This window comes from Paludisphaera borealis, assembly GCF_001956985.1.
GTDB classification, from domain to species: Bacteria; Planctomycetota; Planctomycetia; order Isosphaerales; family Isosphaeraceae; genus Paludisphaera; species Paludisphaera borealis.
Window position 1 is genome coordinate 7,205,133 of record NZ_CP019082.1, and the last position, 12,263, is coordinate 7,217,395.

9 protein-coding genes, 1 tRNA gene and 1 pseudogene are annotated in these 12,263 nt (G+C 64.8%); 5 read left to right on the forward strand and 6 right to left on the reverse strand.

Annotated elements, in window-relative coordinates; translation table 11 throughout:
• Positions 1–3,141 carry a PSD1 and planctomycete cytochrome C domain-containing protein gene (locus BSF38_RS27865; RefSeq protein ID WP_237170651.1) on the reverse strand — a complete coding sequence of 1,047 codons (3,141 nt, stop codon included), beginning with the start codon at positions 3,139–3,141 and terminating at the stop codon, positions 1–3.
• Positions 3,142–3,447: 306 nt separating this feature from the next.
• Here BSF38_RS27865 and BSF38_RS27875 point away from each other — a divergent pair.
• The 4 genes and pseudogenes from BSF38_RS27875 (at position 3,448) to BSF38_RS27885 (ending at position 7,190) form a co-directional block, all read left to right on the forward strand.
• Positions 3,448–4,216 (forward strand): annotated as a pseudogene (locus BSF38_RS27875) (IS5 family transposase).
• 55 nt (positions 4,217–4,271) lie between these two features.
• A complete protein-coding gene (locus BSF38_RS31565; protein ID WP_168189481.1) occupies positions 4,272–4,409 on the forward strand; it encodes a hypothetical protein in 138 nt (45 codons plus the stop codon).
• Positions 4,410–4,602: 193 nt separating this feature from the next.
• Positions 4,603–5,760: a hypothetical protein gene (locus tag BSF38_RS27880; protein ID WP_076350288.1), complete on the forward strand. Its 1,158-nt coding sequence runs from the start codon at positions 4,603–4,605 to the stop codon at positions 5,758–5,760.
• A gap of 206 nt (positions 5,761–5,966) precedes the next feature.
• The gene (locus tag BSF38_RS27885; RefSeq protein WP_076350289.1) at positions 5,967–7,190 is read left to right on the forward strand and encodes a hypothetical protein; all 1,224 of its coding nucleotides are present in this window, start codon (positions 5,967–5,969) and stop codon (positions 7,188–7,190) included.
• 173 nt (positions 7,191–7,363) lie between these two features.
• Here the strand turns inward: BSF38_RS27885 and BSF38_RS27890 are convergent.
• Positions 7,364–7,451 (reverse strand) — tRNA-Ser (locus BSF38_RS27890).
• A 16-nt stretch (positions 7,452–7,467) separates the two neighbouring features.
• Positions 7,468–7,965 carry a tRNA adenosine(34) deaminase TadA gene (tadA, locus tag BSF38_RS27895; protein WP_076350290.1) on the reverse strand — a complete coding sequence of 166 codons (498 nt, stop codon included), beginning with the start codon at positions 7,963–7,965 and terminating at the stop codon, positions 7,468–7,470.
• A 101-nt stretch (positions 7,966–8,066) separates the two neighbouring features.
• Here tadA and BSF38_RS27900 point away from each other — a divergent pair, with 101 nt between their 5' ends.
• Positions 8,067–8,579, forward strand: a complete 513-nt coding sequence (locus tag BSF38_RS27900) for an opioid growth factor receptor-related protein (RefSeq protein WP_076350291.1) — start codon at positions 8,067–8,069, stop codon at positions 8,577–8,579.
• A gap of 54 nt (positions 8,580–8,633) precedes the next feature.
• Here BSF38_RS27900 and BSF38_RS27905 read toward each other — a convergent pair whose 3' ends face one another.
• The 3 genes from BSF38_RS27905 to hslV form a co-directional block, all read right to left on the reverse strand.
• Positions 8,634–9,296: an MIP/aquaporin family protein gene (locus BSF38_RS27905; RefSeq protein WP_076350292.1), complete on the reverse strand. Its 663-nt coding sequence runs from the start codon at positions 9,294–9,296 to the stop codon at positions 8,634–8,636.
• 394 nt (positions 9,297–9,690) lie between these two features.
• Positions 9,691–11,076 (reverse strand): ATP-dependent protease ATPase subunit HslU, encoded by a 1,386-nt coding sequence (hslU, locus tag BSF38_RS27910; protein WP_076350293.1) that lies wholly within the window; start codon positions 11,074–11,076, stop codon positions 9,691–9,693.
• Positions 11,058–11,642, reverse strand: coding sequence for an ATP-dependent protease subunit HslV (gene hslV, locus BSF38_RS27915; protein WP_210405657.1), 585 nt, complete (start codon positions 11,640–11,642; stop codon positions 11,058–11,060). The genes hslU and hslV overlap by 19 nt, the downstream gene beginning before the upstream one ends.
• Between the last annotated feature and the right edge of the window lie 621 nt (positions 11,643–12,263).

Below are 12,263 nucleotides of genomic sequence, written 5' to 3' on the forward strand. Positions count from 1 at the left end.
TCAATACCTGGTGATGGTCTCATGCAGGTTGAGCACGACGCGGCAGACGGTCGTCCAGGCCGCGACCTCGGACGGATCGAGCCCCTTCGCCGAGGGCGACTGGCCGACGTGGAGCAGGCGATCGGCTTCCGGCGGATGATCACGGAACACAAGCCTCTGCCGCGCCAGGAAGCCGGCCAGCGACGCCCGCTCGGCGGGCTTCGGCGCTCGCGACAGGGCGCGCTCATAGAGCCGCTCGATCCGCGCGTCGTCGTCCTTGAGATCGCCGTGCGACAGCAGATTCTCGGCCAGGACGCGGGCGGCCTCGACGAACGTCGGGTCGTTGAGCAGCGTCAGCGCCTGCTGGGGCGTGTTGGCGACGTTCCGGGTCGGCGTGCATTCCTCGCGCGGAGGAGCGTCGAAATTGGCGAGCATCGGATGCAGGAACGTCCGCTGCCAGTGCATGTACAGGCCCCGGCGATACTGGAGGTCGCCCGCGCTGGCGTCGTAGTCGCGGTCGGGGAACTGGAGGTTGGAATAATAGCCGGCCGGCTGGTACGGAAAGGCGCTCGGCCCGCCGATGAGGTCGAGCTTGAGCAGGCCCGCCACAGCCAGCGCGTTGTCGCGGACGAACTCGGCCTCCAGCCTGCGGGGCGACTGCGAGGCGATCCAGCGATTCGCGGGGTCGGCGTCGCGCAGCTCGGGCCGCTGCCGCGAGTCCTGTCGATAGGCCGACGAGGTCACGAGTGTCTTGACCATCCGCTTGACGTCCCAGCCGCCTTCTCGGAAGTCGACGGCCAGCCAGTCGAGCAGTTCGGGGTGGACCGGCCATTCGCCCTGGGCGCCGACGTCTTCGATCACGCCGCTGAGGCCGGCGCCGAAGCACTGTTTCCAGAGCCGGTTCATGAACACCCGCGCCGTCAGCGGATTCTCGGGAGCCACGATCCAGCGCGCCAGGTCGAGCCGGGTCTGCCGGCCCGAGGACTTCGAAGCCTCCTGGGGGAGGAAATGCGGCACCGCCGGCTCCACCACCGCGCCGGTCTTGTCTTGCCAGTCGCCCCGGGGCAAGACCCGGGTTTCCAGCGGCGGGGCGGGCTGGGTGATCATCGTGAACGCCCGGCCGTCGCGGCACTCGGCGATCTGCCGGCAGAGCCCGCGCATGTCGTTCCAGAAGGCGGTGTCGGTGGCCGAGCCGAGCCGGTAAAGCGTCTTCAACAGAGCCGTCTGCTCAGGCGTCCGATCGCCGGCTTTCGCTTCAAGGGCGGGCTTCACGTCCGGGTCGAGGCCGCCGTCGAGATTTCCCCGTGGGTCGAAGCCGAACGGCGAGAAGCCGACGCGGACGCAGCCCGCCTGGGCCCCGTTGACGTCGACTACCAGAGCGTCGCCGTCCTTCAGCTCGATCGGCGGATCGAGATGCCAGACGGCTGTCTGCTTCTCCTTCGCGTGATCCGTTGAGGTCGTCCAGCCGTTCAAGACGCCGGGGACTTCATAGCCGTTGAAATAGCGCGGCTGTTTCTGGTCGGCTTCGGCCAGGTGGAACCGGACGGGCTTGCCGTCCTTCGATCCGGCCGGATGGATCGAGGCCGTCAGGGCGACCGTTGCGTTCTCGGCGCCGTTGCGGGTGATCTTGCCGCCGTTCGCGGGGTGCGGAAGCAGCTCGACGCGGACGCGCGAAACCCAGGCCGCGCCCGGCTCGACGCGGAACGTCCAGGTCTCCTTGGGCTTAGCTTTGGACTTCGTCTTCTCATCAGCGATCTTCGGAAGATCAGCCAAGAGCGCGCCGCCGTCGGGCTGCGGCTTCGCGTCCGGCTCGTTCGAGACCGGGACGGTCCGCCAGCCGGTTTCCGACGTCTTCAAGAACTCCCGCGCCTGGTCGAGCCATCGGGCGAAGGCGTCGTCGTCGGGCGCGGTCGAGCAGGCTTGTCGGATGCGGTCGGCGAGCTGCTTGCGACGGTTCAGCAGGTACGCGCTTTCGACTTCGATCTCGGGGGGGAAGGGATGGTCGTTGCTCCATCCTCTCAGCTCGGGGTTGGGCGTGTAGTCGTAATCCTGGTAGACGCCCCACTGCTTGACGTCGGCGAAGAACGCGGCCAGCGAGTAGAAATCGCGCTGGCTGAACGGGTCGTATTTGTGGTCGTGGCATTCGCAGCAGCCCATCGTCGAGCCCAGCCAGGTGAGCGAGACGGTCCGCACGCGGTCGGACGCGTACTTGGCCAGGTATTCGCCGGGCTGCGCGCCCCCTTCGCGGGTCATCATGTTCAGGCGGTTGAAGCCGGTGGCGACGAGTTGTTCGGTGGTGGGCTTGGGCAAGAGGTCGCCGGCCAGTTGCTCGATGGTGAAGGCGTCGAACGGCTTGTTGCGGTTGAAGGCGTCGATGACGTAGTCGCGATAGGGGAAGACGCGCTGGCCTTGGTCGCCGTGGTAACCGACGGTGTCGCTGAACCGCGCGAGGTCGAGCCACGAGACGGCCATGCGCTCGCCGTAGTGGGGCGAGTCAAGCAAGCGGTCGACCAGATGTTCATAAGCTTTGGTGTCAGCGTCTTGCTCGAACGCGCGGACCTCGTCAGGTGTGGGGGGGACGCCGATCAGATCGAGTGAGAGCCGGCGGATCAGCGTGCGCCGGGGGGCTTCGGGCGACGGCTCGATCCCCTTCGATTCGAGCGAGGCGAGGATGAAGGCGTCGACCGGATTGCGGACCCAGTCGCTCCGCTTGACGTGCGGCGGCTTCCGCTTGGCCGGGGCGACGTAGGCCCAGTGCGCCTGGTATTCGGCTCCCTGGGCGATCCAGGCCTTGAGCAGGTCTTTCTGATGCGCGGTCAGCGTCTTGTGCGACTCGCGGGGCGGCATCATCTCGTCTTCGTCGTCGCTCAAGATCCGCGCGACGAGTTCGCTGTCATCGGGCTTGCCGGGGACGATCGCCTGTTTTTCGAGGGCCGAGGCCCGCTCGTCGAGCCGCAGCTTCGCCTTGCGACGGTTCTTGTCCGGGCCGTGGCAACTGTAGCAGTTGTCCGACAGGATCGGCCGGACGTCGCGATTGAACTCGACCCTCGCCGCCGCGCGGGCGTCGGGCTCCGACGCGGGAGATCTTGGGCAAATGGTCGCCAGCAGTCCGATAACGAACATCGCCCGCTGGGGGACGTTCCAAGCTGGGAATTCGCGCACGAGTCGGGACCTCCGCGATTGATCGTCCCCGCCGTCGGTTGGTCCGTCCGGCGCGGCGTTCCGAGGTTGCCGAGCAATTGTTGAATATCCACGACTATAACCGACGCCGCCTCGTGAAACATACCCCGTCGACCATCAGTGAGGCCGGTCCGATGCCGATGTGGAGTGCGGCTTGCCGCGCCGCGCGTGGCCCATGCGGGAGCAAGCTCCCAATGGCACTTACTTTTTTGGTTTAGGTCGTGTGGACAGCAGATAGGCGTTGTGGGCTAATGACGGGCGACGCTTCACCATCACGGAGGGCCTGTCATGCGCCGCCGCCACGAGATCTCCGACGCCGATTGGGACCGGATCAAGGACCTCCTGCCGGGGCTTCCCGGGGGCACGGCGGGGTCGCCCAGGACAACCGCCGGTTCGTCGACGCCGTGCTCTGGATCGCCAAGACCGGCGCGCCGTGGCGCGACCTCCCCGAGCGGTTCGGCAACTGGAACAGCACCTGGCGGCGGTTCGACCGCTGGTGTTCCAAGGGGGTCTGGGCCCGGGTCATGACCGCGTTGCAGGACGAGGACCTCGAATGGCTGATCCTCGACTCCACGGTGATCCGCGCGCATCCGGCGGCGGCCGGCTCGAAAAAAAGTGGGACGGCTCCGGCGGACACGCCGAGCAGGCCCTCGGCCGCAGCCGAGGCGGATTCGGGACCAAGATCCACGTGGCGGTCAGCGGGCTCGGACTCCCCACGCGACTGATCCTGACGCCGGGCCAGGCCGCCGACTCGCCCCAGGCCGAGGCGCTGATCGACGGCCTGGCGACGGAAGTGGTCGTCGCCGACAAGGGGTACGACAGCCGTGCCGTGGTCGAGGCGATCGAATCGCGCGGGGCCAAGGCGGTGATCCCCTCGCTTCGCAACCGCAAGATCCAGCGGCCTTACGATCGGGATCGCTACCGCGACCGAAACCTGGTCGAGCGGTTCTGGCACAAGGCCAAGCAGTACCGCCGCGTGGCGACGCGGTACGACAAGACGGCCAAGAACTTCCTCGGATTCGTTCATGTGGCTTCGATCATGATCCTCTTGCGATAGCCCAGAACGCCGCGGTTCACCAGCTGCTGTCCACACGACCTACACCGACCTGGAGATGGACGAACTTCGAGCCGCCGTCGGTCGGCTGGACGCCTTCGTCAAGGCCGATGGAGAGCCCAAGAAGGCCGAGTCGGATTCTCAACCCCCTCCGGCTGGGACGGATCAAGACGAGGACGAAGCCAAGACATGTTGAAGGTTCGGCATCTCGGCGAGATGACGAGAGGCATCCATCCCCCTGAAGGGCCGTCGCGGTGGTCCAAACAACCACCCCGGCAGTCCTTCTTTTTTTGGCGACAATGAATCGACTCATCCAACAAGACGGGCGTCGTCGATACTGATCCAAGTGGATGAAGGCGAATCTCTGGATCTCATGAAGGCGACCGAGGATGCGGATCGATCGACGCGAGTTCTACAACACGATCTGGACGACCCCCACAAGCCAACTAGCCAAAGAGTTCGGCGTCAGCGACGTCTGGCTCGGAAAGCTCTGCAAGAAACACGACGTTCCGAGACCTCCTCGCGGCTACTGGGCTAAACAGCAGAGCGGCAAGCCGACCTCCCAGATTCCGCTGCCGCCCATCACGGACACGAAGCTTGAAACGATCGAGATCACGCCTCAGCCCGTCCCTCCAAAGCAGGTGATCCCTCCCATGGCCGCCGAACGCATCGTCGCGGAACGATCCCCGAAAGCCCGCATCAAGGTGGTTGAGACCCTCGAAGCCATTCACCCCCTGGTGCGACGCACCTGGACGAGCTTGAAATCGACCACCCAGTACCACTACGCCGGACTCCTCCAAACGGGAGGCGAGGGCTGCCTGGACGTGAAGGTCGGCCCCGACAGCATCGAACGGGCCATGAGGATCATGGACGCCCTGATCAAGGCCCTGGAGGAGCGGGACTACCAGGTGGTCGTCAAGAAGGACGGCTCCAAGACCGCCACCTTCGCCGAGGTCGACGGCCAGCTCATCCCGTTCCGGATCTACGAGCATTTCTCGGAGCACCGAGAGCCCGCATATCACAAGAGCCTCAACGGCCGGAATCCCCACTGGTCTCGAGATCAGAAGTACATCCCAAACGGGGCCCTGGAACTGCTGATCGAATCGTCATCCTTTTCCAGAGGCCCTCTTTCCTTCAAGGACGGTTCCGGAAAGCGGGTCGAGGACCAGCTCAACGAGTTCGCCGTCGGCCTGATAGAAGCCTCGGTGGCGATGAAGGAAAACAAGGCCCGGTGGGAAGTGAGCCGTCGTGCGGATGAGGAACGCCGAAAACAGGTTGAGACGGCGGAACGGCTTCAGGAAGAGGAAGCCGAACGAATCGTCTGGGTCGATGGAACCCTGAACGCCTGGAACCGATGCAGGAACCTCCGGGAGATGATCCAGGAAGCCCGAACTCGGGCTTCGGAACTTGGGCTCCCGATTTCACCGGGAAGCCACTTGGGCCGGTGGATCGAGGCCGCCGAACATAGGTTGAGCACGCTCGATCCCCTGGGCCTCATGCTGGCCGAGCTTCGGCAGACGAGACAGGCTGACGGACGATCAAGTTGAGGTCTGCTACGGCTCCTGGGAGGCTTGCGTCATCATCGCTGAACCAACTTCTCCGGGCCTGGAAACGACGATCGGCGTAGACGCCGAGCCTCAATCCAGGCCTCGTCGAGCCTCACGCATTTCGCTGTGATGGGCGAGAAGCATCGACCATACTGGACACCAGCCGCACGAAGGAGCCCAGCCGACCCGAGTCAAATTGTTCAAATATGATTATCGACAGAAAAGATCTGTACGACCAGATCTGGGCGACGCCCGCATCCCAGTTGTGTAAGAGGTTCGGATTCTCGGACGTCTGGCTGGCCAAGCTTTGCAAGAGACACGGCATCCCACGCCCTCCGCGTGGCTACTGGGCCAAGAAGAGAAACGGCATACCCACACGACGCATCCCGCTGCCACGCATCTCCGACGAAACGCTTGAGAAGATCGACCTCACCCCTCGGCCGGCTCCCGAGAAGCAAACCATCTCCCCCGTTCTCAAGAAGAGCCCTCCCAAGAGGGAGCCCGCCGAAGCCGCCATCACGGTGAACAGCCGGCTCACGGCGCCACACCCCCTGGTCGATCGCACGAGGAAGAGCCTGAATGCCTCACTCAACCTGGATTCCTCCATGAGGGACCGATGGGGACTGATCTCCACGAGAGAGGAGGGCTGTCTCGACGTGGCGGTGGGTCCCGAAAGCATCGACCGAGCCATGAGGATCTTGGACGCCCTGATCAAAGCCCTGGAGGCGAGAAAGTGCCGCGTCCAAGTTCCTGGAGAGGAGTTCGACCGGAGGACCTTGGCCGAGGTCGATGGCAAACTCATTCGCTTCCGGCTCACCGAAAAGGTCCAAATGAAACTCCGGCCCCCTTCTCCGGACCGGGTCCGGTCCTGGCTCGACACGATGCACATATACATCCCATCAGGAGAGTTTAGGCTCCAGATCCTGAGCGACCACGGCTCTTACACGCTCCGAACCTGGAAGGACGGGAAGCGGAAACGAATTGAGGATCAGTTGAACGACTTCATCGTCGGCCTCGTGGAAGCCTCCGAGCAGATGAAGGCGAGTCGAGAGTATGCCCGGTTGGCCAGGATCGAGGAAGAACGCAAGCGGAGAATCCGCGAAGAGGCGGACCGCCTTCGTCGAGAGGAGGAAGAACGGGTTCGATGGGTTGAAGCCACCCTGGATTCGTGGGAGCGATGGCGGTCCCTGGGGAGGATGATCCGGGACGCTCGGAACCGAGCTTCAAGGCTTGGACGAAGGATCACCCCCGAGAGCCGGATGGGCCGTTGGATCGAAACCGCCGAACGGAGGCTGGCCAAGCTCGATCCCCTGGCCCCCATGGTGAACGAACTTCCCCCTTCGACGCCGGTTGAAGGCCGACTCATTGAGGAGAAGGCAGGGACGTCGGTGGACGACCTGGAGGGCGAAGAAGGTCCGCCGAAGGGGTGAATGGTTTGCACCCGAGTTTGCACCTCGAGGCGTCCAACGAGGTCCAAAGGCGTCCATGGTTGTCCGCAGGCATGAGAAGCGGACTTGGGGGTGACGAGTCGCCCGTAAACGACGCAACCCCCTGTTTTGCAGGGGGTTGTCTTCGTCTGGCCGGACCTGTCCCGGCATGTCAGCGGAGGAGGTGGGATTCGAACCCACGGTACCGCGGAGCGGTACACCGGTTTTCGAGACCGGCCCTTTCAACCACTCAGGCACCCCTCCGGTGTTTGCAGCGGCTTCATCGTAGTTTAGGAAAACCTCGGCGATCATGGAAGAACAGACTGAGGATTTCGCCGCATTCTTCGGCTAAAATCCCCGAGGCCAGTTCAACGCGATGGTTCATCCGACGGTCGTCGACCAGCCGGTAGAGGCTCTGGCAGGCCCCCGCCTTGCGATCAACGGCCCCGTAAACCAGCCGCTGGACGCGACTCTGGACGATCGCCCCGGCGCACATGGCGCACGGTTCGAGCGTCACATAGAGCGTGCAACCCTCCAGACGCCACGATCCGAGGCCGCGTCCGGCCAGCGTGAGGGCGAGTCGCTCGGCGTGGGCCGTGGGGTCGTGCAGGGTCTCGCGGAGGTTGAACGCCTGGGAAACGATCTTCCCCTCCCGGACGATCAGGGCGCCGACCGGAACTTCGCCCAACGCCGCCGCCTGACGGGCGAGCCCGAGGGCGTGCTCCATCATCCGACGGTCGAACGCGTCGCCGGCCGTTTCGGGAACTTCGTGGGACATCGAGAATCATCCCGTCATGGCGTCGAAATCGCGGGGCGATAGGGATGCGCGGTTTCTTGATTCGCTGGTCAGGCCGGACGAACAAATCGAGGAGGGGAACGATGTCGCAACTCGTCCAATTCCATCGAGGGAAGGCGAACGACTCGGAAAGCCGTTCGCTAGCGGATTTCTGGTCGTTCTCGGACAGCCAGATGGAGAGCCGCCACGACTTCATCCAGTGGATGTTTCCTTTGGAGGAGCCGAGTTCGTTCAACCCGAACGCCCCGATCCTGACCCGGGCCGACCTGGAGGCGTTTCGAGACGACCCGGCGCTCCGCGACAACTTGCTCCGGTCGTTCGATCGTTTCCTCGCCTTCCTCGGGCTCGCGCGCGAGGGCGACCGGGTCGTCCCGGCGGCGGATTTCGAGAAGAAGCAGTGGCGGCTCACCGAGCCCAACCACAACTGGCTGCGGATCACCCGCGTCCTGACCAGCCTTCGCCTTCTCGGTTTGGGGAATCAGTCCGAGGCGTTTTATCAAGGACTCGAACGACTGGTCGAGCAAGGCAAAGCCCGGATCTCGGCCGACACCCGAGCGTACTGGAAAAACGCGACGTTCCCCGATCAGCCCCAGTGAGGGCCGAAAGGGGAACGTCGCCGAGAAAGAAGGGTGCGGCGGTCGGTCGCGGGATCAGGCCGCCTTGCGATCGCCGCCCATGTCGAAGGCCTGGAAGACGATTGCGGCCGCGGCGCCGCCGAGGAAGTCGGCGACCAGCGGGATCCAGATTCCGGGAATCGTCGAGCTGTCGAACACGCCGACTCCGACGGCCACGGCGGGGTTGAACGCGCCTCCCGAAACCGGGCCGGCGGCGAAGGCGCCGACGACGACCGTGAAGCCGATCGCCAGCCCGTAGAACGAATTGCCCTGGGTTCCCTTGGCGGTCGCCGTGCTGAGGACGACGAAGACCAGCGCGAACGTGAATAGGAACTCGACCAGGAGCTTCGCGGCCACGGTGTACTGGATCGGCGACGGGGGCGAAACCGCCCCGCCCGTGGCGGTCCCCTTGATGAAGAGAACCAGGGCCGCCGCCGCGACAGCACCGATCACCTGGGCTACCATGTACGGAATCGCATCGGCCCAGGTGCATTTACCGCGGAGCGTGACGCCGAGCGTCACGGCTGGGTTGAGGTGCCCGCCGGAGATGTGTCCCGTGGCGTAGACCATGATCATCAGCGCCGAGCCGATGGCCAGCGGCGCAAGGGCCGACGCGTCCGGGCTCTTGACGGTCATGCCGATCGTAAACACCAGGAAGAAGGTTCCAATAAATTCCGCGACGAGCTTACCGGCGAGCATCAGCGTCTCCTTTTGAAGCGTCTTGAGGCGACTTGGCCGTAGAGGGCGTGGAGGGGGGACTCTCCAAACCGAGAATCGCAGGAGTCAGCAGACAGGGACTCGCACCCGGCGAATGGCGATCCGTGCTTCCCAAAGGGGGCTGCTCGGCGCGGTTCGACCCAGGAATCATCCAGCCGACAACACTGTATTCTGCCTGTTTTCACGTTCGCTAGGGCCCGCCCTCGATTTTTCCACGAATCTCAAGTCCTAAAGATAGGACACGGACGGGAGTCAGGCCGCGGAGATCACGACCTGACCTGTCCGATGGTCGCCAATTGCATCGATTGCGCGCATCATGCCGAGATCGCCGATAGGACGATCCCATGCGATTCGCCGTCCGTCGCGAACGTCGGCGTCAAAGGATGTAGCGGCTCAGGTCTTCGTCCTTGGCGACGTCTTCGAGACGTTGACGGACGATCTTGGCGTCGATGACGATCCGTTCGCCGGCCCGTTCCGGGGCCTCGAAGCTGATGTCTTCGAGCACGCGCTCGAGGATCGTGTGCAGCCGCCGCGCGCCGATGTTCTGGGTCGAACGGTTGACCTGGAAGGCGAGGTCGGCCATGGCCTCGATCGCGTCGTCGGTGAACGCGAGTTCGACCCCCTCGGCGGCCAGGAGCGCCTCGTATTGGCGGAGCAGCGAGGCGCGGGGCTCGCGAAGGATGCGCGCGAAGTCGTCGCGGGCGAGGTCGTGCATCTCGACGCGGATCGGGAACCGGCCTTGCAGCTCGGGCATCAGATCCGACGGCTTGCTGCGGTGGAACGCGCCGGCCGCCACGAACAGCACGTGGTCGGTCTTGACCGGGCCATACTTGGTGTTGACCGTCGTCCCCTCGACGATCGGCAGCAGGTCGCGTTGGACCCCCTGGCGCGAGACGTCGGGGCTGCGCGAGCCCTCCTCGCCGCCGGCGATCTTGTCGATCTCGTCGATGAAGACGATGCCCGAATCCTCGGTCAAGGCGATGGCCGCCTGGTTGATCTTCTCGGGTTCGAGGAGGGCTTCGATCTCCTGCTGAAGGAGGATCGGGCGGGCCTCGCGAACGGTCATCCGGCGCGACTGGGACTGCTTGGGCATGATCTTCTCGAACATGCCCTGAAGATCCATCTCCATCTGTTCCATGTTGCCCGCGCCGAGGATGGAGACGGGGGCCATCGGGCGGCCGGGGATGCTCAGCTCGACTTCACGGTCTTCGAGCTGGCCGTCGACGAGCTGGGCCTTGAGCTTGTCGCGGGTGCGCTGGCGGCGCTCGGCGGCCTCGTCGCTCTTGGGCTCGTCCGGTGCGCCCCAGGGCGTCTGTGGCGAGGACGAGAGCGACGGCGCCGGCCCCGGCAGGAGGAGGTCGAGAAGCCGCTGCTCGACCCGGACCTTGGCCTGCCCCTCGACCTTCTCGCGTTCGGCGTTCCGAACCAGGAGGATAGCGGCTTCAAGGAGGTCGCGGATCAGGCTCTCGACGTCGCGGCCGTAATAACCGACCTCGGTGTACTTGGAAGCCTCGGTCTTGACGAACGGAGCGCCGACGAGGATGGCCAGCCGCCGCGCGATCTCGGTCTTGCCAACGCCGGTCGGGCCGATCAGCATGATGTTCTTGGGCGTGACCTGCGGGCGAAGCTCGTCGGACAATTGCCGTCGCCGCCATCGGTTCCGCAACGCGATCGCCACGGCGCGCTTGGCGTCGGCCTGGCCGACGATGTCGCGGTCCAGCTCGGCGACGATTTGCCGGGGCGTCAGCTCGTGCTCTGGCACGGGAGTTCCTCCACCGTCAGATGGGTGTTCGTGTAGATGTCGATGCCGCCGGCGATAGTCAGCGACTCGCGCACGATCTCCGACGCCGAGAGGTTCGAGTGAGCCAGGAGCGCCCGGGCGGCGGCCAGGGCGTAGCCGCCCCCCGAGCCGGTCGCCAGCACGCCGTCGGTCGGCTGGATCACGTCGCCCGCCCCGCTCAACATCAGGCTGAAACGCGAGTCGACGACCAGCAGGACGGCCTCCAGCCGCCGAAGCACGCGGTCGGTCCGCCAGAGCTTGGCCAGCTCGGTCGCCGCCCTCGGGACGTTGTTCGGGTAGTCCTTCAGCTTCGTCTCGAACCGCTCCATGAGCGCGAAGCCGTCGGCCGCCGAGCCCGCGAAGCCGACGATCACCTGACCGTCGAGCAGCTTGCGGATCTTGACGGCGTCGGCCTTCATCACCTGGGTCCCCAGGGTCACCTGACCGTCGCCGCCAATGGCGACCTTCCCCCCCCGGCGCACCGAGAGGATCGTCGTTGCATGCCACTTCAAAGCACTTTCCCCCTGGTTGCCGGCGTTCGACCTCATCCCCTCGCCCTCGTCTTCAACCAGACGACTTGAAGCCCGAGGATCGCTTTTTTCCAACCCGCGGGATCATCCTGCGAGCATACTGCTCCGCCCCAGCCGTGCCAAGCGAGGCGGAACGGCTCGGGAGTCGCTCTCCAAATCGAGACGGCCCCCCCGCCCCGGAAACGAACTGGGGCAACTCGTAGTAGATTCAAGATGGGACGTACTCCCTTCTCCTGGGGTCGCTCCGCGCTCGTTGGAAATTCGGTTGCAGTAGCAGGCGTGGGCGCGCCTCGGTCGATCTTGAAAACCCGCGCGGACGAATCGTCATGATGCCTGGGGAACACCCGACCTCATGAAAATGGGAGTGCCGAGGAGTCGCGCGGGCGGCCTCCGAATACGAGCCCGAAGCGCCAGCGAGTGCATTGTTTTGCGTTTGCTGACTCGGCCCCCCGGTCGAGGAATTTACTCGCTTGCGCTTCGGGCTTGTATTTCACTCCTCGATCGTCCCGCAGCCGGTCCCACAAGCTATTTTCAGAGCAATCAGTCATGCCCTCAAGGGCGCACCCATCCTGATGAAAATGGGGGCTTGCGGTCGACCGGGTCCGGTAGGGGCACCCCTTGTGGGTGCCCGGTTCGTTT

What these genes read in the sequence shown, in the direction of transcription:
- hslV (WP_210405657.1), bottom strand. Translation starts at nt 11,642, where the DNA reads ATGAGGTCGAACGCCGGCAACCAGGGGGAAAGTGCTTTGAAGTGGCAT.
- tadA (WP_076350290.1), bottom strand. Translation starts at nt 7,965, where the DNA reads ATGTCCCACGAAGTTCCCGAAACGGCCGGCGACGCGTTCGACCGTCGG.
- BSF38_RS27900 (WP_076350291.1), top strand. Translation starts at nt 8,067, where the DNA reads ATGTCGCAACTCGTCCAATTCCATCGAGGGAAGGCGAACGACTCGGAA.
- BSF38_RS27885 (WP_076350289.1), top strand. Translation starts at nt 5,967, where the DNA reads ATGATTATCGACAGAAAAGATCTGTACGACCAGATCTGGGCGACGCCC.
- BSF38_RS27905 (WP_076350292.1), bottom strand. Translation starts at nt 9,296, where the DNA reads ATGCTCGCCGGTAAGCTCGTCGCGGAATTTATTGGAACCTTCTTCCTG.
- BSF38_RS27880 (WP_076350288.1), top strand. Translation starts at nt 4,603, where the DNA reads ATGCGGATCGATCGACGCGAGTTCTACAACACGATCTGGACGACCCCC.
- BSF38_RS31565 (WP_168189481.1), top strand. Translation starts at nt 4,272, where the DNA reads ATGGACGAACTTCGAGCCGCCGTCGGTCGGCTGGACGCCTTCGTCAAG.